At 42.1% G+C, this 23,247-nt stretch carries 21 protein-coding genes and 1 rRNA gene; all 22 read right to left on the bottom strand.

All coding sequences use genetic code 11. The features are described 5' to 3' along the window. Positions 1-42: 42 nt before the first annotated feature. Complete coding sequence (locus J8M00_RS11555) at positions 43-708, bottom strand: class I SAM-dependent methyltransferase (protein ID WP_211010397.1); 666 nt, start codon at positions 706-708, stop codon at positions 43-45. Beyond that, entirely contained in the window at positions 708-2,012 is a 1,305-nt protein-coding gene (locus J8M00_RS11550; protein ID WP_211010396.1) for a DUF4910 domain-containing protein, read from the bottom strand. Before J8M00_RS11550 ends, J8M00_RS11555 begins: the two co-directional genes overlap by 1 nt. A gap of 3 nt (positions 2,013-2,015) precedes the next feature. After that, positions 2,016-4,103 (bottom strand): motility associated factor glycosyltransferase family protein, encoded by a 2,088-nt coding sequence (locus J8M00_RS11545; RefSeq protein ID WP_211010395.1) that lies wholly within the window; start codon positions 4,101-4,103, stop codon positions 2,016-2,018. 18 nt (positions 4,104-4,121) lie between these two features. Continuing rightward, positions 4,122-4,418 (bottom strand): hypothetical protein, encoded by a 297-nt coding sequence (locus tag J8M00_RS11540; protein WP_036977307.1) that lies wholly within the window; start codon positions 4,416-4,418, stop codon positions 4,122-4,124. Beyond that, complete coding sequence (gene fliS / locus J8M00_RS11535) at positions 4,408-4,836, bottom strand: flagellar export chaperone FliS (protein ID WP_211010394.1); 429 nt, start codon at positions 4,834-4,836, stop codon at positions 4,408-4,410. The genes J8M00_RS11540 and fliS overlap by 11 nt, the downstream gene beginning before the upstream one ends. A gap of 17 nt (positions 4,837-4,853) precedes the next feature. After that, complete coding sequence (gene fliD, locus J8M00_RS11530; RefSeq protein WP_211010393.1) at positions 4,854-6,278, bottom strand: flagellar filament capping protein FliD; 1,425 nt, start codon at positions 6,276-6,278, stop codon at positions 4,854-4,856. Between the two features lie 21 nt (positions 6,279-6,299). Next, positions 6,300-6,710: a flagellar protein FlaG gene (locus J8M00_RS11525; protein WP_211010392.1), complete on the bottom strand. Its 411-nt coding sequence runs from the start codon at positions 6,708-6,710 to the stop codon at positions 6,300-6,302. 86 nt (positions 6,711-6,796) lie between these two features. Further along, positions 6,797-7,756, bottom strand: a complete 960-nt coding sequence (locus J8M00_RS11520; RefSeq protein ID WP_211010391.1) for a flagellin — start codon at positions 7,754-7,756, stop codon at positions 6,797-6,799. A gap of 159 nt (positions 7,757-7,915) precedes the next feature. Further along, positions 7,916-8,878 carry a flagellin gene (locus J8M00_RS11515; RefSeq protein ID WP_211010390.1) on the bottom strand — a complete coding sequence of 321 codons (963 nt, stop codon included), beginning with the start codon at positions 8,876-8,878 and terminating at the stop codon, positions 7,916-7,918. 460 nt (positions 8,879-9,338) lie between these two features. Continuing rightward, entirely contained in the window at positions 9,339-10,298 is a 960-nt protein-coding gene (locus J8M00_RS11510) for a flagellin (protein ID WP_211010389.1), read from the bottom strand. A 335-nt stretch (positions 10,299-10,633) separates the two neighbouring features. Beyond that, entirely contained in the window at positions 10,634-11,878 is a 1,245-nt protein-coding gene (flgL, locus tag J8M00_RS11505) for a flagellar hook-associated protein FlgL (protein WP_023401747.1), read from the bottom strand. 2 nt (positions 11,879-11,880) lie between these two features. Continuing rightward, positions 11,881-13,917 (bottom strand): flagellar hook-associated protein FlgK, encoded by a 2,037-nt coding sequence (gene flgK / locus J8M00_RS11500; protein WP_211010388.1) that lies wholly within the window; start codon positions 13,915-13,917, stop codon positions 11,881-11,883. Between the two features lies 1 nt (position 13,918). After that, positions 13,919-14,908 (bottom strand): flagellar assembly peptidoglycan hydrolase FlgJ, encoded by a 990-nt coding sequence (gene flgJ, locus J8M00_RS11495; RefSeq protein WP_211010387.1) that lies wholly within the window; start codon positions 14,906-14,908, stop codon positions 13,919-13,921. A gap of 106 nt (positions 14,909-15,014) precedes the next feature. Continuing rightward, positions 15,015-16,109 (bottom strand): flagellar basal body P-ring protein FlgI, encoded by a 1,095-nt coding sequence (locus tag J8M00_RS11490; RefSeq protein ID WP_211010386.1) that lies wholly within the window; start codon positions 16,107-16,109, stop codon positions 15,015-15,017. A gap of 11 nt (positions 16,110-16,120) precedes the next feature. Beyond that, positions 16,121-16,801 carry a flagellar basal body L-ring protein FlgH gene (flgH, locus tag J8M00_RS11485; RefSeq protein ID WP_211010385.1) on the bottom strand — a complete coding sequence of 227 codons (681 nt, stop codon included), beginning with the start codon at positions 16,799-16,801 and terminating at the stop codon, positions 16,121-16,123. 16 nt (positions 16,802-16,817) lie between these two features. Continuing rightward, positions 16,818-17,606, bottom strand: a complete 789-nt coding sequence (gene flgG, locus J8M00_RS11480) for a flagellar basal-body rod protein FlgG (RefSeq protein ID WP_211010384.1) — start codon at positions 17,604-17,606, stop codon at positions 16,818-16,820. A gap of 18 nt (positions 17,607-17,624) precedes the next feature. Beyond that, positions 17,625-18,389 (bottom strand): flagellar basal body rod protein FlgF, encoded by a 765-nt coding sequence (locus J8M00_RS11475; RefSeq protein ID WP_211010383.1) that lies wholly within the window; start codon positions 18,387-18,389, stop codon positions 17,625-17,627. Positions 18,390-18,499: 110 nt separating this feature from the next. Next, entirely contained in the window at positions 18,500-19,849 is a 1,350-nt protein-coding gene (gene flgE, locus J8M00_RS11470) for a flagellar hook protein FlgE (protein ID WP_211010382.1), read from the bottom strand. 38 nt (positions 19,850-19,887) lie between these two features. Continuing rightward, a complete protein-coding gene (locus J8M00_RS11465; RefSeq protein ID WP_211010381.1) occupies positions 19,888-20,565 on the bottom strand; it encodes a flagellar hook assembly protein FlgD in 678 nt (225 codons plus the stop codon). A 15-nt stretch (positions 20,566-20,580) separates the two neighbouring features. Continuing rightward, the gene (gene flgC / locus J8M00_RS11460) at positions 20,581-21,012 is read right to left on the bottom strand and encodes a flagellar basal body rod protein FlgC (protein ID WP_023401738.1); all 432 of its coding nucleotides are present in this window, start codon (positions 21,010-21,012) and stop codon (positions 20,581-20,583) included. A 2-nt stretch (positions 21,013-21,014) separates the two neighbouring features. Further along, complete coding sequence (flgB, locus tag J8M00_RS11455; protein ID WP_023401737.1) at positions 21,015-21,428, bottom strand: flagellar basal body rod protein FlgB; 414 nt, start codon at positions 21,426-21,428, stop codon at positions 21,015-21,017. Positions 21,429-23,038: 1,610 nt separating this feature from the next. Continuing rightward, positions 23,039-23,153, bottom strand: a 5S ribosomal RNA gene (rrf, locus tag J8M00_RS11450). Positions 23,154-23,247: the final 94 nt, after the last annotated feature.

Genomic DNA, 23,247 nt, shown 5'->3' with positions numbered 1-23,247 from the left:
GAACTTGGAAACTAGATATCTCAATACTGCCCTTTCGACAGTTCAACCAACCTGATCTGTATCAGGTTTAAAAGCGCTAATAGACCACTGAGCACTAAGGATATTCCCTGACAATGTTTGAGACGTACTCAAGGCAATATTCACTTTTTCAAAACCACCAAATAACAGTGTTACATCCTTTTCAGATGCAAAATAAAGGCCATCAATATCCTGATAACCTTCATATCTAAACCCTGTTGTAAACTCACTCGTTGCGTTCAATGCACTGTTATGTGCAGGGTGGCTATCGGCATACATTTGAGAAAATAGGCGACCTTTTGGTCTGAGAACGCGAAGTACTTGCTGTAAAGCAACCTCTATCTGAGGCTTAGGTACGCAATTAAGTGCGCTCCTATCAATCACCAGATCAAAACATTCATCAGGCCAAGGTAAATCTGTAAAGCAACCCACTTTAAGGTCGGCATTAAGGTTGCGCTCCGACAGGCGTGCTTGGGCGAAGTCTATTGCACTTTTAGAGCAGTCTATTGCTGCGCATGTGACACTTTCAGACGCCATGAAAACCACGTTATTACCAGCACCACAGCCAAGCTCTAGTACTTTAAGAGCGGGGTTATCACGTTTCATTTGAAAAATCAGGGAAACAATGTCACTAAACGGATAACGGTTTAACTGTTTACCCGCTTGATAAATTGATTCCCAACTCGCCATTACACCATCTCTAAAAGTGATTGTTGCTCTAATTTGCCAATTGCATTTTGCATATCAGTTACACACTTATTTTGTAGGTTGGCAATATCAATTGTATCGTGCTCACAGTCACCATAGTTGAGTAACATGCGCATGTCATTGAGCTCTGAAGCTTGACGCTCACGTTCTTTTGTCACCATGCTCACAGTCGGATACAAACCTCTACTGCCAAGGTTTGGCTCGCCATAAGGACAAGTATTTTCAAATGTTGCGCACTGTTCATGTGCTAAAAATATCTGCTCAAGTTTATCAATGCTATCTAGCAGAGGGTCAATACCCATGGCTTCTTTGTTGTCGAGCGATGTGTGATATTCATCAAATCCGGTGTGAAATGCCCTACTTACACAACATACAGGTAATTGAAAACCAGGGGAATTGTATTGCCGCTCATCAGACCCCTTCAACGGACTAAAAGGAATATTACTGTGCTTATAGCCAAAGCGATTCAAATGCGGCAGCAATTTATCAAGAATACCTTGCTCATTACGGCTTTGTTTAAAAACAAGCTCGTCTGGTTCTCCTCCCATACAATTGATCACTAACCCGGATACCATATTCTCTTTAAAATGCTCTCCAAGCATATGCAATACCGACAAGCTACCAATTGTTTCAGGGTTTAAAATAAATCGATAGGTATAACGACGGTTTGGCCACTGCTTTATCCGATTGTATAAACCCAATAAAACCAGTGGACCGCTTAATTCATTGTTGGCCATAGATGGATGACAAAGATATGAGCTAAGCATTACTTCTTTTTTGGACTGGCCTTCTAATACTGTTTGAGCGATATCCAAAGTGCCGTCTACAAATTCGCTTTTTACCACCGCTTTATATGTGCCTGGGCGCAGCTTATCTCTTGATTCCTGAGAAAGACAAAACCCCCAGCGTTTTTTATAGTAGCTAGTTACGTACGGGACCGCAGCCGGAAGATCTGGCAAACTATATAAGTGGTTTTGCAATTCATCCAGTTCAATATCTCTATCTACTGGCTCAGAATAATTTAAAACCTCTATGTTCAAGCGCTTCATATCAGCGACTTTATTGCCTTCAGGATCAAGTAAATAAGCATCTTCACAGTGCCACTCTTGCGGAATTTTCCAGTCAAAAACACGTGAGCCTGATTTAAATGAACAAATTTCTAACGGCATATAGCGGCCAAATATGTCGTAGCTTTGACGCAAGCCCGGTCCTGTAATAGAACGTAAAATAGGGAACAACTCGTCGTACAGATCGCTATAAAACTCCGCCGTTTCTTGATAACTCACTATTTACTCCTTGCCCAAATCACACTTAGCACGATAGTTATCTCTGTAAAAATCTTTCATTTCAGTGATATAACCTTTCCATAATTCATTTAATTCGCTGTAACTCTCTAGCGTAAACTGATCATCTTCGTAGGTGTACAACAGAGACAACATAGGACAGTGATAATACAGTAATGCACCTTTAATCATATGATGAAGGTGATGCAATGGCGTATTTCTAAACGAGTAGATATACCTTGCTTGCCTAAGTAAGATATTTGACGCTTGTTTTCGAGTCGTTACTGGTTCATTTGCCAAGCTAAGTAAGTGCTCACAGATATCTTCAAATACATCAACACCAAGTAATTTGTCATCATATTGCTCTACGTCAAATTGCATAAAGTAATCTTGCTTGAGAAACTCAATCTGCTCGAATTTGTCCCTTGCAGTTGGCAAAGGTAATAATTCTTCCGCACGTACTTCATGTGCACCTGCTAACTTTGCGCCATTACCAATATTGTAAACATTCCTTCCAGTTGGGTAATGAGCAATCAGCTTCTCTAGCTGGCTATGAGCCATCATAAACAAATCATTACTTTCGACCTGCCCACCAAAATTGGCTGGTAAATATTTACCATCCATCCTCAAACAAGCGATCCCTTCTTCGCTTTCATCATCTTGGTTGATGCGATAGATACTGTCTTTACTATGGTGCTCACCCGTCAGTAAGTTGCCATTATCAATACCAAATAAATAAATATTCTTGAAACCAGTAAACATGGCAAAGGAAAGCGCCGCATTCGCAACCACTGGGTTACAATATGGCATCAAAGGAATACCGACATTTCTTTGAGTCTGACTCAATATTTCCAGTAAGAAAGTACCTGCCTCATTGCCTTTGCCAGCAATTCCCGACCATTTGTATCTATCGGTGTTATCGGGATAAAGCGTATTAAGGCCGATCAAATTTGTCTTTTTATATTCCTCGGCAGGAAAGATATCACCAAATATTTTGTAGTTAGAGTAAGGGCGCTCGACCAGTACGTGGAAGTCAACTGGAATACCCTTTTTATATAAAGACGCAATTGAAGTACCGGCAGCCATCAAAATAGCACGATCACAGTTTTCTTTTATAAAAGCTTCAGCTTCATCTAGCGAGGGACCATTACCTAAAATAAAAACAGGAGTAGATAAATCCAAACGTTTGTCTTTGGGCTGAACCAACATCGGAATATTCTTTTCTAACAGATGCACAGTATGAGACAGACCCGTTATCGCATCGTTAAAGAACCCATGCCCGAATTGAAACTTGAAGTATTGCTGAGACCACTGTTGGATCAGTTCGATAATTTCTGGTAGTGGCGTGTGTTGATAGCAAAATGACCTAACCACAGAGAAGGCACCAACATTGTCGGCCAATACTTCCAAATCTTTGATAAAGTTATCTTTATTCGCACCAAGCTGGAAAAACAAAGAACCACCTTGTTCATCTACCTTTTTTATAATGTCATACCAATTAGTACAAAATAAGCTAGCAAAGAATACTTCAAAATCAGGTTCAATAAGAAAGCAATAATCAAATGTGGTTTTTTCAAGCAGTAGCTCTATATGGTAGCCTAGGCCAATGCCAAAAATCATAGCTGACGGAAAGTTTTCAGGTAATTGAGCAAAGTGCGCCTTTTTCTCTGCCTGTACTTTACGTAATGCATCTGTCATAGCACCCATATAACGCACATGAATGCGTGTATCATTCGGATCAGATTGATATGACGTATAATCTGTCGCGCTGAACATGGGGTGCTGTATACTGTACTCAACTTGTTGTGTTACCTGCCCTATCGGGTCATCACTATATATCGGCGCTGAAAGGTTTGCAGGAACGAAGTTGCCGTGTCCGGTTGATGTGACATGAAGACAAAAATCTTCACGTACGTTGAATTCTTTAATTGCGTTGGCGATATCCGGGTAATACTCTTCAAAGCAAGTGACATTGCGAGCAAACCTTTCATTTGCTTCTGTTGCAAATTTTGCTTCCCGAGCTTGATGTTCAATTGAATTTGCTAACTGCTCGTCAATAATTTGAATTTGTTCTTCGAGGGATTTTTGACTCATATTAAACTTGATTGTTGGTTAGATGCTTTTATATGCGTTTATTTTCTTTTTATTGCCTAAATGTCGAGATAGCTGCGTAGTGACATCACCCTTTTGTTGTCGTAGCCTGTCATTTATAGCCGATATGTTCGCATAGCAATTTTGTAGGTGCGCGACTTGCTCTTGGGTCAAGTTGATATCATCACTTGTAAATATCTTCTTCAAAGACAAGTCTAGATTGGTTAGTACTTTTTCTGCGCTTTCTAGCTCACCAGCCTGACAGTGAGCTTCCAGTTCTTCTATATGGTCTTCAAGCTTAGCTAGCTCAGCCGACATTTGCATCAGCACCATTTTGGTTTAGCGTCTTTTCTCGTATATCATAAGGAATAGCATCCCAAGCAGACTTGATTTCCTTCAACAAATTAGAAACTTCATCTATGATTGCCGGGTCGTTTTGCATACTCGCATCTAACAAACGCTCTAACATGTAAGTATACAGAGCATATAAGTTTTCAGTTACTTCGCCACCAACTTCAAAATCCAGACAATCTCTCAATGCACCAATAATGGCAGATGATTTAGAAATATGTTCAGACTTGGCTTCTAAATGTTTTTTCTCAATTGCCACTTTTGCGAGGACCATTTTTTCAATCGCGCCCGCCATGAGCATTTGGATCACTTCATATCTATCAGCACCAGCAACACGCGTTTTAAGTGCCTCACGCTGATAATTTTTGACTCTTGCGTTATACATAACGGCTCCTTACAGTGTTATTTCTTGCTAGTAAATCCTGGTAGGTTTGCAAGCTGCGCACCTAAGTAGTTTTGAGTTTGCTGCATTTGCGCTATCAAAACGTCTAGGCCAGCATATTGTTTCCTTAACCTATCTTCCAGAGATTGCATTCTATACTCATGGTTTACGACATCGTCTTCAAGGTCTTTAATCTGACCATTAAGGCTGTCTTCCCTTTGTTTTAGCAAACCACCTGAATCTACGTAGTTGCCAAGTAACGATTCGAGTTCTTTGGCAACCCCATTAGGTCCTGCAAACGCTGTGCCAATATCATCAAAATTAGAATCCATTGCGTCATTCAAACTGCGTACTAGCGATGACTTTTCAAGGTAGCCCTCTTTATCTACGCCCAAACCAATATCAAATATCGATCCGAAGGGACCGGCATCGGTTAACGGTTTAGAGAGTGCTGATACTAATTGATCATCTAAACTACGCATAGATGAATCACCATTTAATGGCCTACCTATTCTCGTCTGAAAGCCAATCTGGCCAATAACTGCATTATAGTTGGTAATGAGCTCATCAATTAATGTATTGACCGACTCTCTGTCATATTCAACACTTAGTTTAGCCGTTTCGTACACGGATGTGGTTGCATCTTGAACGCTTTTTGCCTTTGCTGTGATGGTCATGTCTTGCACAGCATCTTTAAAGGTATTAGTAGAGCTCGTTACTTCCAAGCCATCTACGGTAATTTTTGCGTTTTGTGCTTTATCACCATCAGCAATGGTCATCCCACCAGCTGGGTTATTTGTTGCATCATGGGTTTCTAGCGCATCCATTTCGGACGTATCACTGGTAATTACCAAGTCATTACCATCCCCAGTTATGCTAGACGTTAACACCAATTTACTGCCAACCGTCGGATCACCGGTGTTGACTATGTTCGCTGTGAGGCCAAAGTTATTGGTGTCGGCATTAATGGCATCTCGTAACTGATTGAGTGTCATGCCTGCTGTAACAGTTAGGTCAAAGGAATTGGTGCCCGCTGCAAATGACAAGGTGCCGCCTGAAGCACTGACTACCGTGTCACTGGACGCAAACGCGTTGTCCGCGGTTACAGCGCGACTACCTTGAGCAAGTTGTGTTACTGCAATGTCAAAGTTACCAACTGAAATATCTGACGTTGGTGTAACACTGATGATATCACCGCTTGTAGGCTGCGTAATATTTGCAACCCTTTTGTTGAAGTTTGTGATATCTGCCAATTTTTCGACAGTATCGTTAAGTTTGGAGATAGCAGACTTCACTTCGCCAACCGCCGATAACTCGACTTTGAGCGCTTCGTCCTTTATTGCGAACTGTTGCATCTTGGGCCTATTTTCAGCATCAACAGACGCTTTAATAATGCTTTCAAGATCTAACCCTGAGCCTACACCAGCAGATGTAATAAGTGGCATTTTGCTACCTCCAACTAACAATCAAGCTGTTCTATCAAACAGCACACCTTTACCTGATACCTTATCGGCAAATTCATCCAAAGCCTTAGCTACTTCTCGAAACTCTTCAGAAGGAATTTCTCTGATCACCTCATCGCTATCTCTGTCGATCACTCTAATGAAAGGGGGATCCCCATTTTCATCAAACTCAAACGACAAATTCGTCGAAGTCACAGGCAAAACATTACTTAGCCGATCGAGATTGGCTTTCACCTCCTCAAACAATTCAGGTTGTACTTTACCCTCTTCTTCCTTTTTTTCTCGAGATAGTTCAAGCTTGTTATTACCTTCAACAGCTCGTAATGTTTCTTGTCCTTCTTCGGGCTTCGCAATATCAGGAGTTGGCACCATGCCGTTCGCTCCAACTCCAGTAGCAGATTGAACGTCTTTCATAATACACCTCCAAGTAACAAGCCTAATATATAGTATACGTCAAGTTTGTATTGAGTCCCAAACTTGACGCAACCATAGCGCCAAAATTAACCAAGTAGAGAGAGTGCGACCTGAGGTCTTTGGTTAGCCTGACTTAGAATTGAACTACTTGCCTGCTGCAGTATCTGCATCTTAGTTAAGCTAGCTGTTTCGGTAGCAAAGTCTGTGTCTTTGATACGTGAACGTGCAGCTGATAAGTTTTCAGATACGTTAGACTGGTTACGAATGGTTGATTGGAATCGGTTTTGAACCGCACCTAACTCCGCACGCTTTTTATCTACTACAGCGATAAGAGAGTCCATACCCGCAAGTACTGCTTGTGCATTTGCTTGAGAAGATACACTGATAGAGCCTGCTTGGAACGTATCACTAAATGTGTAACTATTTGACGCTCCAGAAATCGAGCTCACACCAGACGCCAACCCTGATAAGTTACTACTACCTACAGCACTAGCAATGCCTGCAATACCTGACAAGGTGAAACCACCGTTTACAGATACGTCATTTGCAGTACTTGATACGTTTTTCATACTAAATGTGATGGTCTGAACCGCATCGGCACCAACCTGAAAGTTAGCGTCATAAGTACCGTCTAACAGATTTTGCCCACCAAAAGTAGTATCTGCCGCAACCCGGTTAACCTCAGCTGATAGAGAGCGGATTTCCTCTTGGATCGCCAATCTATCTTCATCAGTATTTGAACCGTTTGAAGCTTGTTGTGCAAGTGTTCTAATACGTTGGAACATTTGCGTCGTTTCATCTAACGCACCTTCAGCAGTTTGCGCCAATGAAATACCATCGTTTGCATTTCGAATACCTTGATTAAGACCGTTTATCTGGCCTGTTAATCGGTTTGAAATCTGCAAACCTGCCGCGTCATCTTTCGCACTGTTAATACGAGTACCTGATGACAACCTTTGGAATGAAACATCCAAAGAATTTGACGAGTTGTTTAATTGCCTTTGGGCATTCAAAGAACTCACATTGGTGTTTACGTATAAAGCCATAATAGCCTCCGCTTTATCAATTTTGGTCGCTAAAACGGGATACCCCTACCCTGTTTTAGCGATTGTCAGAGTCCTAAAGTTATAGTTCTCTAACTCCGCTATCGACTGATAAAGCGAAAGCTTTAGCTTTATTTGCAAATAATTTTAAAAATAATTTAATTACCCTTGTAATAAGCTCAATGCAGCTTGTGGTCTCTGATTCGCCTGACCCAAGATTGTTTGGCTAGCTTGTTGTAAAATCTGATTTTTAGTAAGCATAGCTGTTTCATGGGCAAAGTCAGCATCTCTAATACGCGATTTTGCAGCTGCTAGGTTTTCAGAGATATTCGATTGGTTACGGATAGTCGATTGGAATCGGTTTTGAACCGCACCTAACTCTGAACGCTTTTTGTCCACAACTGCAATCATAGCATCCATACCAGCCATAACAGCCTGTGCATTCGCTTGCGAAGAAACGCTGATAGAGTCCGCTTGATATACATTACTAAAAGTAAATGAGTTAGAAGCGCCTGAAATCGCACTGACACCACCTGATAGACCAGAAAGGTTGCTGTTACCTACCGCACTCGCAATACCGGCAATACCAGACATAGTAAATCCGCCATTGGCTGCCATTGAGTTTGCTGTGGCACCAACATACTGCATACTAAAGCCAATTGTCTGTACCGCATCAGCACCGACTTGGAAATTAGCAGAGTAGGAGCCATCGAGTAAGTTTTGACCACCAAACGTCGTATCCGTGGCAACACGGTTTACTTCTGCCGCTAGTTGTCTAATTTCCTCTTGAACTGCCAAACGGTCTTCATCAGTATTCGAGCCGTTAGCCGCTTGCTGTGACAAAGTACGAATACGTTGAAACATACTGGTAATTTCGTCCATCGCACCTTCAGCTGTTTGGGCCAGTGAAATCCCGTCATTTGCATTTCGGTTACCTTGGTTTAGACCCAGTATTTGCGATTGCAAACGGTCTGAGATTTGCAGACCTGCTGCATCGTCTGCAGCACTATTGATACGAAGACCTGAAGATAATCTCTTAAAAGATGTATCTAGTTCTACGCCCGACTGCTGCAACTGTCTTTGTGCATTCAGCGAGCTGACGTTAGTATTTACAAATAAAGCCATGGTTCACTCTCTCTATTCAATGCTCTTATTCAAGAGCAATATATGAGTACAAGAAGGCAATCCGAATCGATAAAGTTTTTAACGATGGGGCAATAAACTGCCACTTGTACAACTATTCAAAGTTTGAATAAGTAAAAGCAAGCTGCATGCCAACTAACAAAAATAATTTTTGACAATATTGAAAAGACAGACTTAAAGGCTTGATTTTTATTTGCTTTATTTATTTTCTTCGTAAAAAAAGGAGGCTAATGCCTCCTTTTTTAAAAGTTTGAGAGTGAGTGTCAATATTTTATTCTAAATATTGGCACGGAAAGTGCTAACATTAATGTGTTCATTGAATACATGAACTGATTTGGATTATAAGCTCCTCCGCTTTACCATCCAATTCCGGTGTCTGTGTTAATACCCCATCAAGCACAGACACCATTTTCATCCTCCGCTTTACATAGCCTCTACTTTATTAACCTAGAAGACTTAATGCTGCTTGTGGACGTTGGTTCGCCTGACTTAGAATCGTTTGGCTCGCCTGTTGTAGAATCTGCATCTTAGTTAGTGATGCAGTTTCTGTAGCAAAATCAGTATCTTTGATACGAGATTTCGCAGCTGATAGGTTTTCAGCAATGTTCGATTGGTTACGGATTGTAGATTGGAAACGGTTTTGAACCGCACCAAGCTCCGCACGCTTTTTATCAACTACGGCAATCAATGAATCCATACCTGCCAGTACAGCCTGTGCATTTGCCTGTGACGATACACTGATCGAACCCGCTTGGAACGTATCACTAAACGTGTAACTGTTCGATGCATTTGAGATAGCACTTACACCGCTTGACAGGCCTGATAAGTTACTACTCCCAATTGAACTTGCAATACCAGCGATACCAGATAATGTGAAACCACCATTTGCTGAGATATCGTTTGCCGTACCGGCAACATTTTTCATACTAAAGCCGATGGTTTGTACTGCATCTGCACCCACTTGGAAGCTTGCTTCATATGTACCATCTAGAAGGTTTTGACCACCGAAGGTCGTATCTGCCGCAACCCGGTTAACTTCTGAAGATAGAGAACGGATTTCCTCTTGTATTGCTAAACGGTCTTCATCTGTGTTTGAGCCGTTTGAAGCTTGTTGTGCCAATGTACGAATACGTTGGAACATTGAGGTTACTTCATCCATTGCCCCTTCAGCTGTCTGCGCTAAAGAGATACCGTCATTCGCGTTACGGTTACCTTGGTTTAAACCGTTAATTTGTGAAGTTAGACGGTCTGAAATTTGTAGACCTGCCGCATCATCTGCTGCACTGTTGATACGGAAGCCTGATGATAAACGTTTGAATGAAACGTCTAAGGAATTGCCTGAATTGCTTAACTGTCTTTGAGCATTCAATGAACTTACGTTAGTATTTACATAAAGTGCCATGGTAATTCTCCCACTGTAAACTGAGTACTTACTCTCAAACTTATAACTCTCTTGGCCTTCGAGTTATTTAAACTGTCCGGCTTGGTTAATTAAGTTATCGGACGGCAAAAAGTTTCCTTTAGAATTTTTTTAATTTTTTTTATAAACCACTGTATTTAAAAGACTAAAAATGTAATTTACAGCCTTCTAATAATAGAAGGAAAGGACTTTCCGCTTTGACAAATAACCGAGATAAGGCAATGTTTTTATATGTGGGTCAGGGGGTTAACAAGTAAACTTTAATATTTGGCGGGTTTAATAATAAAAAGCCGTCAAATCGATGACGGCTAAATAGTTTATCGAATGTAATCGAGCAAAGACAAATTGGATAATCTGCCGTAAGTCGCCTGGGAAGCCTGAAGTTGCGTTTCGTGTTTAGTTAATTCAGTAATGGCCTCAGCCATATCTAACTCAATCAAATCTGCACGCGCAATTTTATTGTTAATATCCAAATCCGTGTTTGCATCGGTGATCCGTGTGGCGGTATTCATTCTGCCACCTAACCCCGATTGGATCTGAGAAACTCGATTTTTTGCATTTTCCAACCCTATCATTGAGTCCGCCAATACTTGGCGATAATCTTTGTCGGAAAGGTTGGGGTCTTGCACTGCGGTTATGAGGCTTTCCAAGGTATTTAATACATTGTCTTTCTCGGGCGTGCCCAGTTCGAAGGTGATCGTATCGGCAGCCCCCGCAGTCCCGGTAAAACTAAACTCCATACCCGCCACTTTAATATTGTTCTCAGTATAAGTACCGGTCTCAAATACCGTTGCACCTTGCATTAGTCGGTAGCTTGGGGGAGCGGTTGTGCCATTGAGCTCTAATTGAAATTCGTTTCTCGTCGCTGGCGCCGTTGGGTCTGGATTGTAATTGGCTTTGTGGAACAGATCGAAAGGGCCTTGTTGTGTAACGTATACATCTGCACTGACAATACCACCAGAAGGTGTAGCCGTGTTGGTTGTGACATTCAGGCGCTGCTCTACACTTTCAAAAACATCATACCCGTTGTCACTAGACTTAATCTCAACACCTTCGGCCACTTTAATTTTATGCTGACCCTGATCGCCTCGATAAGCATATCGATTATTGTTGCTGTCAAATTCATAAGTTCGAGTGTTATCTTGATAACCCGAAAAGATATAACGACCATCTTCCGTTTTGGAGTTCATTAACTCTAGAACAGCAGTTTGAATTGACTCCAGCTCTTCAGAGAGTGCCGCCTTATCAGGCGCGGTCAATGAACCATTACCAGCGTTAACAGTAAGCTCAATCGAACGAGTCAAAGAATCTTTAATGTTATCAAGCACACCTTCTTGTGTATCAAGACGGCTTTTTAACATCGTTAAGTTCTTTGTGTACTGTTCGTTGGTCTGGATCTTGTCGGAGTAAAGTAATGATCTCGCCATTGCAGAAGGATCATCCGACGCAGTTAATACACGTTTTTGTGTATTAACTTGCTTCATCGAATTATTCACTTCTTGCTGACTGTTCAAGATAGAATTCAAGTTACTTTTGAAAATCATGTTATGAGATAAACGCATAATTACCTCGCAGCACTAAGCAGTGTATCAAACACTGTTCTGGCAGCACTTAAAATTTGTGCTGACGCAGAATAAGATTGTTGGAAACGCAATAGATTTGCCGCCTCTTCGTCTAAGTTCACACCTGCTACCGATTCAAACCACGCCTCAGACTGAGCTGCAAGCGCATCGTACGCTGCGCCATTCGTTTTAGCTTGGTTGGCGACTACCCCAATATCGGTAACTAGCCCGGCGTAAGCTTCATTAAATGTTTTTAAGTTGTCCGCAACGGCGGTAGTAACCACATTTTGCCTTACTAATTGTCCAGATTGTAATTGACTTAACACCAATCCATTACGGTTATCATCGAAACCGCCTTGGTTGAATTCAATGGTATAAGTATCACCCGTTGATGGCTCACCGTCGATATTGAAGTCAAAACCATACCCCGCAAACACACCACCAGCCGAAGCCAAGATATTTTCTCTCGGTGCTGGTGCGGTAAATGTCGTTGTACCACTTGCATCGGTGATCTGGTATTCATCTGGGTTACCCGTTTTCACCAACGTGATCGTGCCATTTGTCAAAGTAGGAGGACTCGTAGCAGCAAAATTACTACTTGCTGGATCTGTACTTGTCACTGTACCGACAGAAATAGTTGCGTTACTCACATTATTGGCTGAAGACTCAGTTCGAATTGGAGACGCAAGCGCTAGACTCTCTGGTCTATCAGTTGCCAGTGTCATGGTGCCAGCTGCTGCTGAATTCAATTTTATATCAAACATATCTCCATCAGTTGGCGTGGCAGCTGCACCGTTCACATCGGTAAAATTGATTTGCAAACCAAATAGTTCTGACCCTGCTGGTACTGCTGTCTGAGAATTAAGCGGGTTTGCATATGTCACGTTTGTAGCTGTGCCAATGGTATTGCCTTGCGCATCAATCGCAGCGATAGAAAGCTGATTTGTAGCCGCAGTATAAGTTACTCTAAAATCCGTTGCCGGGATCTGATTACCTTGCCCAGGCTCTAGCGTCGCAACGAGTTGGGTTGTGCTGGTATTGCTTCTATGGGGGTAACCGGCTGTGGTCGGAATTGAAAATATATCTCCGCCTAAGTTACCATCTAAATCCATACCGAGTTTATTTTGTTGGTTAAAAGCATCTGCTAAAGATAACGCTATTTGACCCAACTGGTTTTGTGCAGGGATCAATATTTCGTCACGAAATGCCAGTAACCCGCCAATCTTGCCTTGTAATTTGGTTTGATCTACATCCAGCGCAACTGCCGTCCCATCAGTGACATCAAGTTTTAATTCTTTCTTGTTTGGATCGGGATCGCCATCTAATGAAAACAAGTTAAAACTGCCATTTTCCATCACTACCGACTGACCTGATCCTAAGAAAACCAGCTTCTCGCCATTTGAACCGTCAAGGGTTTCAATATCAACTAACTCTGCCAAATCTTTAATTGCCTGATCACGCTCATTGAGCACTGAGTTTGCATTATCACTATCAGGGTTCGCATTAAGCGCACCTACCTGACCATTCAAATCACTTATTTTTTGAATTAAGTTATTGGCCTCTTGTGAGTAAATTGACAGCTGCTCATTTACGATATTATTTTGGTCAAAAACAATACCAGACAGTCGGTCCATTTGATCAATGAGATTTTGTGCATCGGTGAGAAACAATGAACGCGTCACCGTAGACGACGGCAGGTTCATCGCTTCTTGTAAATTATTAAACAGAGAGTTAATGCTGCTGTTTAAATTATTTGAGTCTTCGCCAAATAGTGTATCAACACGCGTAGACTCAGTCACAAACTGATCATAATAGGACTGACTAGATACATCTCGGTACAACTGCTTTTGCGCAAATTCATTTAGTAAGCGGACGGTTTCACCACGACCCACTTGATTACCAATTAACGTAGCATGTTCAGTACGCTCTCGAATGTACCCAACTGTGTTTAAATTGGCGATGTTTTTACTGGTCGTTTGCAGTAGTTCACTACTTGCTCTTACGCCAGATGTGCCAATATTCATTAAGTTAAAAGACATCTTAGTTTACTCCCTGACGTGCAAATGAGGACACTGCTGATTGAAAATGTGACCCACCCAATACATTTTTTATTTTATTCGCATAATTAGGATCAGTCGCATACCCAGCCTGTTGCAGTGCATCTAGGTACTCGCCGGGTTTAGATGCTTTTTGTAGCGCCTCTTCATAGCGAGGATTGGATTGTAGAAAGTCAACGTAGTCGCTAAAACTCTCTTTTAACGAATCATAAGCGCGAAAGTTTGCTTGTTTTTTAACAGGTAAGCCCTGTTCAAATTCGAGTGTCATTTTACTGGCACTGTCTCCTGTCCAGCGGCTATCCGCCTTAATATTGAATAAGTTAAAACTACTATTTCCATCTTGTTTGGAGATAACATGTTTCCCCCAACCAGTTTCCAGCGCCGCTTGTGCCACCATCACAGCAGGGTTTAAGCCTATTTTTTCTGCTGCAGACTTAGCATAACCCCATAGAGTTTTGACAAACTCTTCTGGGCTTTCAAAAGCCTGAGGATCAGCTGGGGTGTCTGCCACACCTTTAACTGTGCTTTTTTCTTCTGCCACATCTTTATCGGGCTGATTAACCGTAGCCTGACCGTTAGCAATGCGATCACTTTGTAGCTCGGCGCCAGTGCGCACAACCGATGAAGGCATATAGCCATTTTTTTCTGGTGACAGCTGCTGCACAATCAAGTCAGCGAGACCTAAACTACCTTTATTCGATAATTCCAATGCCATTTGTTGGTCGTGCATATCACGATAGAATTTGACACTGCTAGAGTTGAAAGGGCTATCTTTGTCTTCGAAAGCCTCATTGGCTTTACGCATACTGGTTAACAGCATTTGAGTAAAAATTGACTCAAACTGCTGTGCAGCTTTTTTTAGCGCTTGTTTTGATGCATCACCATCACCCGCGCTTTTTAACGCATCCTGTCTCAATGAGTTCAGGTTGTTTAAATCAAAAAAGCTTTGATTATGTGTTGGATCAGTATTCATAGTTCAAAAACACGTCGCTAAAAAAGAATATTACTAACAATGCAAATTTTGAGCCAAAAAAAAGCCTCATTAAAATGAGGCTAACTTATTGATTGTTAATTAATCATCATATGACAACAAGTTGACCATGTATTGCACCAGCTTCTTTTAGCGCTTCAAGTATCGCCATTAAATCACCTGGAGCTGCACCTACAGCGTTAATCGCACGAACTAAGTCATCCAAGCTGCTGCCGGGGTCAAAAACAAATGCTCTTGAATCATCTTGGTCTACGTCAACAATGCTTTGACGCGTGACAACAGCATCTGCATCAGTGAGAGGCTGTGGTTGCGAAACATTGGTCTGCTCTGCAATTGTTACCGTTAAACCACCATGAGTAATTGCAGCGGGCTGTAACTTCACATCTTTACCAATTACAATTGTGCCAGTTCTTGAGTTAACAATGATTTTTGCTGATGTATCTGCTGGTTTAAATTCCAAGTTTTCAAGAGTAGAAAGGTAAGCCACACGTTGCGATGGATCTCGAGGCGCAATCACTCTGACTGAAGCTGCATCTAACGCACTAGCGCTGTTTGGTCCAACTAGTTCATTTATCGTATCTGCTAAACGCTTAGCCGTTGTAAAGTCAGGACGATTCAAATTGAATGTGATGTGGTCCCCTTGAGTGAACGGGCTTTTGACGGCACGTTCTACCATACCACCATTTGGAATTCGACCAACTGTGGGTGTATTGATCACCACTCGGCTCCCATCCAGCCCCTCAGCACCTAACCCGCCAACAATCATGCTACCCTGCGCAATCGCATATACATTGCCATCAACACCTTTTAAGAAGGTCTGTAATAACGTACCACCTCTTAGACTACCTGCACTGCCAATTGAAGATACTGTTACGTCAATGCTCTGACCTGGCTTTACAAAAGGTGGTAAGTCTGCGTGAACCGCTACCGCTGCTACATTTTTGATCTTTGGTTTTAAGTTTCCAGGTAAGGTAATACCAAAGCTATTCAACATTGCTTTAAAGCTTTGTTCGGTAAAGCGGCTTTGCTCCCCTGTTCCTGGCAGGCCCACAACTAACCCGTAGCCAATAAGCTGGTTGCTTCTTACCCCTTCGACCACACTAACATCTTTAATGCGTTCAGCAGCTACCTCAACCGATAAGAAGAGTGTGAAGAGTATTACTAGAGTTTGCAGATTACGCATAATTGACTTCCTTAAAATGGCATCAAGGTGCTCATGAAGAACTTGGTCAACCAACCAGCACTTTGAACTTCTTGTGTTTGCCCTTTACCCGAATATTGGATCCGTGCATTTGCAATGCGGTTGGATTCCACTTCATTTTCAGCAGAAACATCCTGCGGTCTGACCAAACCTTCAAGGCGAATAAACTCCTCTCCAGTATTGAGTGTTAACCATTTTTCACCTCGGATCACCAAATTACCATTCGGTAAGACTCTCATTACATTCACTGAGATATTGCCAAATAAGCTGTTTGATTGATTTGCTTGAGCATCGCCCTGATAGGAAGAGTTAGCCCCCATATCTAGTTGAATAGCGTCACCACCAATATTAACTGGAAGATTGCCAAGACCAAGAAATGGATCGACATTGACCTCACTATCTTTGTCTAACTTTGAGTTTGCTGCTTTTGAAGCTTGTGTCGACTCCCTGAGCACCACTGTAATGATGTCGCCCACTCTCACCGCTTTTTTATCCGAGTACAGATCATTCGAATATGAATTGAACAGCGATCCTGTTGAAACTACAGGCTCGGCCTCCATGTCAGGATACATAGGCGCGTAGTAAGGATCATCTCTTACTACATCACTATTTTCTGTTGACATGCAACCACTTAGGCCTAAGCCTAGCGCAACTACCAATATACATTTACGCATGATCTGCCCTACCTTATTAAAGTTGTTGATTGATGTAACTCAGCATTTCGTCAACAGACTTAATCACTTTTGAGTTCATTTCATAAACGCGCTGGGTTTCGATTAGATTCACCAGCTCTTCGGTGACGTTTACATTAGAAGTTTCAAGTGCCCCTTGCACCATTGTGCCAAGACCTTCAACTCCCGGGTTACCTTGAACAGGTGCACCACTTACCGCAGTTTCGGTATATAAGTTTTGACCTATTGGTTCCAAACCTGATGGGTTAATGAAGTCACTAATCACAAGCTGACCGATAACTGTATTTTCTGCTTGTCCATTAATACTGACAGAAACTTCACCATCTTGAGAAATCGTTATCGAATTTGCGTTATCTGGTACCGTCATTTCTGGTTGCACAGGGAAACCAGCACCGGAAGTTACAACACGACCTGTTTCGTCTGTTGTAAACTGACCATTGCGCGAGTAAGCAATTGTGCCGTCAGGCATTTGAATTTCAAAAAAGCCAGGGCCTTGTATCATCCAATCAAGAGAGTTTTCGGTACTTATCATATTACCTTGAGAAAAGTTCTTTTGGTTGGCAACTACCTTTGAGCCAGCACCGAGCATTAAACCCGAAGGGAGCTCGGTATCTTGCGATGAACGTCCACCCGGCTGGTTAATATTTTGATAGAGTAAATCTTCAAATATTGCTCGGCTCTTTTTATAACCAACGGTACTGGCGTTGGCCAAGTTATTCGAAATAACTGAAATGTCAGTTTGTTGGGCGTCGAGCCCTGTTTTACTTATCCACAATGCAGGATTCATAATCTATACCTCACTCTCTTATACTATGCGCAGGAGCGAAGTGTGTCGCTCGTCGATTTCTTCTGCTGACTTCATTAATTTCATTTGCATTTCAAACTGCCTCTGGTGGTTAATCAAATCCACCATCTCATGAACTGGGTTGACGTTGGACATTTCTAAATAGCCGCTCATTACTTTTGCTGTGGGTGATATTTCACAAAAACCACAATGACCATCTTCAAGCTGGTCTTCTTTTGGTCTAAATAGACCATCATTACCTTTCTCCAGCTTTGTGTTGTCTGCGGTAATAATTTTGAGTCTATCTACGGTTTCCAAAAAATTGGCAGGCGCCCCCTGAGGGCGCACCTGAATTGAGCCATCATCACTAAATACCACTTTATCTATTGGAAGGGGTAAGATGATTGGTCCGCCTTCGCCAATTAATTGACGACCATGACTAGTAACCAAAGAACCATCACTGGTAATGTTTAACGTGCCCACTTTTGTATAGGCTTCTTCACCACTCGCATCCATAACACTTATCCAAGATTTGTCATCAACTGCAATATCCAAATCTCGCCCAGTTTCTGCGACAGCACCACTTAGCATGTTTGTTCCTGGACGCTCTTGCATGGCGAATACACGTGTCGGCAAGCCTTCACCAAACGCTTGCATAGAGCGAGCTTGAGCAAAGTCTGCTTTAAAACCCGTGGTATTAGCATTTGCTAAGTTGTTCGCTTTTAGCGCTACACCGCGTAAGCTTTGTTTAGCTCCAGACATGGCGACATATAGCATTTTATCCATGAGAACGACCTAAAACTGTTCAATATATAGTGATAAAAGCAATATTAGTGCCAAGGTGAGTGTCAAAAAATAAAAAAGCCGCGAATGCGGCTTTTGAAGTGTGGTTGATGTTATCGAATTTGCAATATATTTTGTTGTAGTGTCGAGTTTACTTCCAGTGCCCTTGAGTTTGCTTGGAAGTTCCGCTGCGCACTTATCAAATCAACCAGCTCGTTGGTCAAGTTTACATTCGACTGTTCTAAGGCTGAAGAGTTGATGGACCCTAACGTACCTGAACCCGGTTCACCTGCGATGGGCTCACCTGATGTCAAACTTTTCTTCCACCCTGTATTACCAGCTTCAGTTAGACCTTGCGAGTTAGAAAAACGTACCATTGCTACTTGGCCTAGGAAGGTAGAGTCACCATTACTGTATGAAGCAACGATCTTACCATCCGCGCCGATATCAATACCCGCTAATCGACCAGTCGTCGCACCATCTTGATCAAGCGCCTTAACTTCGAATCGGCTCGCAAACTGAGTTGGGAGTTTTGAGCTGGTATTGGTTTCATCACGCCAGTTCATCTGAATATCTGACGGGAATGTCGCGCCATTAGTCAACAAGCCAGATAAGTTCGTACCGGTAAGTGTTAATGGGTTGAACGTAGTACCCGTATTTGGCACTGCTGGGTTACCTGTATCTTCTGGAAAACCTTGTGCGTTAAAACCAAATTCAGTGATAGGGGTACCAGGAGGCGTTGCGATAAGCGTACCAGTGGCATCAAACTGTTGTCCTCCAAGCGTTGCATATACTTGCCACTCATTTGCATTGGTTGTCGGGTCTTCCTTACGGAAAAAGAATTGCAATGTATGAGGTTCACCCAATGAGTCGTAAATAGTCGTCGACGTCGAGCTGTTATATGACGCGCTCACTGTAGGATCAAACGGTACAGACGGTGCCGTTGCACGTGAATCTAGGTTAAACGAAGAATAAACATTTGTGGTAGCACGAGGTGAACCTGATGCATCCGGAATTTGCAACGCAGAAGAGGTACTCAAACTCACCGAAGTCGTATCACCAGTACTTGGGTCTACAGGGAAGCCTTGTAAGAAGTTACCATTGGCATCAACAATAAAGTTATCTTTATTGAGCTTAAATGCACCGGCTCGTGTAAACGTATAGTCTTGGCCGCCTAATTCCTCACTTGTCGCAAAATAACCTTCACCTGTAATTGCGAGGTCAAGTGAGTTTTGGGTAAAGTTTAAAGAGCCTTGGTGAAACTGTTGGGCAACCATTGTCGTTGAAACACCATCACCATTTTTAGTTTTACCTGCACTAAATACTGACGATGCGTAAACTGAAGCGAACTCTGCACGCGACTCTTTAAAGCCTGTCGTATTTACGTTTGCAATGTTGTTAGCTGTGGTATCCAAGTCTTTTTGGGCAGCAGCTAGTCCTGTTAAAGCAATATTAAAACTCATACTCTAATACCTCTACAATTAAGGTTAAAATCTTTTGATTACGCTATTTCTGCAACGTCAGTTAATCTAACTGCACCAGCTTTGGTGTTAATTACAATGCCCTGAGAGCCATTGACGTTAACACTATCAATATTTCTAAAAGTCGCTGTAGGCAAAGATTCAAACTTACCGTTTGTTTGCCCTTCAGCTTTAATCGTGTATTCACCAGGAGGAACTGGATCGCCGCTTTGATTTAAACCATCCCACTCAAAACGTGTGGCGCCAACACTCTGTTCCCCTAGCTCTATTTTCCTAACGAGCTCATTTTTATCGTTAACAATACTCAAAGTGAGCTTTTCAACGGGCTCTGCAACAATGATGGATCCTCGTGACTGCATGCCAGGCCCATGCTCAACAGTGTCAGACTCAAGCAGTGCCTTTTTACCAATTAACGCCGAAGCTTGAAGCGCTGAGTTTGACGTCATCGATGCGGCTAGTGATTCAAACTTGGTATTCAAGTTTGATATTCCCTCAGCCATGGTAAAGTTTGTCATCTGAGAAATCATTTGATCATTGTCAGCAGGTTTACTCGGGTCTTGATAAGACAACTGCTGAGTGAGTAACGCAAAGAAGTCTTCCTGCTTTAACTCATCATTTTTCTCAGTTGGCACTTTTTTATCCGGCCAACGCAACGAGTCTACAAAGGACGAAGTTGCGGAATTGACATCATTACTCATCAGCTATACTCCCAATTAGCGCTGACCAAGCAACAGAGTTTTACTTAACATCTGTTTTGCTGCGTCTGCTACTTGAACATTCGTTTGGTACGAACGTGAGGCGGAGATCATATTTGTCATCTCTTCCACAACATTCACATTCGGTTTATAGATATAACCATCTTTATCAGCACTAGGGTGGTTTGGATTGTATTCAACCTGTAATGGCTTATCGCTCTCTACAATTCCTAAAACCTTAACGCCTACCGAAGAACTCATTGTATTTGGGTGCGCTGCGGCCGCCTTGTTTAACTCAGCGGCAAAAACAGGGTGCCTTGCCCGATACACTTTGTCCTGACTAGAACTGATGCTGTTTGCATTGGATATATTACTGGCAGTGGTGTTCAAGCGAACATTTTGTGCACTCATGCCAGAGCCTGCGATATCAAAAACGTTATATAAACTCATAATTAGGCTCCTTGACCACCACCAAGCGCTTTTTTCAAGCTTTTAAATTTACCACCCAAAAAGTTCAAACTAGCTTGGTACTCTAATGCATTCTGTACATACAAGTTTCGTTCCACTTGTATATCTACTGAGTTGCCATCACCTGTATCTGTTTGATTTGGATTACGAAATAGTTCATCACTGTTAGTCAATCTTGTCCCGCCACTAATGTGTCTTTCGTTGGTTCGGGTCATTTGATTGCCGCTTTGTTGTGCCGTCTTTGCCGCACTGAGTGCTCGACCAAAATCGATGTCTTTTGCTTTGTAACCGGGAGTATCAGCGTTCGCAATATTACTTGCCAAAATCTCGGCTCGTTGAGAACGGATCAACATTGTATGCTGATGCACCCCAAGCGCTTTATCAAAACTAATTGCCATAACCAACTCCAAAAATTTGACTATATACAGATTAATGCAAAAGTAGGACCAACTTTAATTTAAATTAAAACACAATATTTAATCTTTTTATATCAGTAGGTTAGAGTTAAACTTTTAGCTCAAAACCTTTGACCAATAATGTGTTTTTAACTTTTATATAGCTTTGTATAAGCAGGTTTTATTCCAGAAATTGGAGGGAACTTGATGTAAAGGCCACACGCATTTTATTAAGTTAGTCATGATTGAGTTGTCAATGTAATGACTGGAAGGACCATAGCCTTGCACTTGCACATACAAGTTTGCAGTAAAAAGCTGCTGTATGATTAAGAATGGGTGTATGGTATCAAAAGTACTAATATCGAACAGATAAATGCTCCTCACCAGCCTTTAACTTCAAGGAATGCCCTAACAGGCAAGATTCTATTTTCATATGAACGAATTGAGAGCAAAAATAAAAATTTGGATCTAAAAAGGGTCGCAATATTCAAGATACATTGGTGTACTTTACTGATGATATCAGTGTTGAACTGGGTATAACCGTATTCATGATGACATGACACCTAGTTCAGCAGCTGTGTGTCTAGCCGTTAAATTTTTGGAGTCTGAGCTGTATGCGCCTATGATGCATTAAGACTGATTTGAACGACAAAAGGCATGGCTTCCTAGCTAAGATGCGCTTCTATTTCCATCAAGAGTTAAGCGTCAAACTTGTAGAGGTTAGTAGCCAAAAACATGGATCCTGAAGCGAGTTCAGGATGACGGTATTGAACAACTCAGTTGTATTCCCCCACTTCGTCACCCTGCACTTGCTTCAGGGTCTAAAGTGTAAAAGGCTACCTACAGCGGACGTATTGAGTACCGTTCTTTTATAACGTACAAAATGTAACGGTAGCGAGCGAAGCAAGCTCCTTCAATTTGCGCAAGTTAGGTGTAAAGGTTTAGCGACAGTGAACGAAGTGAATACGTTTACTTTATGCAAGGTGAAATGAGCTATTTTGACAATTGTTAAGGCAAGCAGCTCTACATCTTAGCTTGTATCGAAAACCCCTAACCAACATCAAAAACATGGATCCTGAAGCGAGTTCAGGATGACGGCATTAAACAACTCAGCTGAATTCTCCCTCCTCGTCACCCTGAACTGGTTTCAGGGTCCATAGTGCAAAATATTAACGACAGTGAGCGAAGTGAATACGTTTACGTTGCGCAAAGTGAAATGAGCCATTTTGACAATCGTTAAGGCTACCATCTCGTAAGATTGACTAATACCTGAAGCGAGTTCAGGATGACGACATTAAACAACTCAGCTGAATTCTCCCTCCTCGTCACCCTGAACTGGTTTCAGGGTCCATAGTGCAAAGCACTAACGGCGATGAACGCAGTGAATACGTTTACGTTGCGCAAGATGAATAACGAGCAAGATGAAATGAGCCGTTTTGACCGCTGATGAGGGACTATATTTAAGAGGAGTAAAGGGTGAAAGCTGTGAAGGTTGCTCCCCTCACCTTGCGCTAATTCGTCTCTTTATCAATGTGCATGACCTCAGCAATATTCGAGACGATTTAGCACGAAAAAAGCCCGACTCTTTCGAATCGGGCTTTCTTTTATTTGGCGCTTGGCAATGTCCTACTTTCACATGGGAAACCCCACACTATCATCGGCGCTATTTCGTTTCACTACTGAGTTCGGCATGGGTTCAGGTGGTTCCAAAATGCTATGTTCACCAAGCAAATTCTTTGCTTTTAGTTTTTATTATTTATTTTTAAATTGGGCCCTGGCGATGTCCTACTTTCACATGGGAAACCCCACACTATCATCGGCG

This window comes from Pseudoalteromonas luteoviolacea (genome assembly GCF_018100925.1).
GTDB classification, from domain to species: domain Bacteria; phylum Pseudomonadota; class Gammaproteobacteria; order Enterobacterales; family Alteromonadaceae; genus Pseudoalteromonas; species Pseudoalteromonas obscura.
Note: the sequence above shows the minus strand (reverse complement) of the source record. Positions and strands in the feature narration are given on the sequence as shown.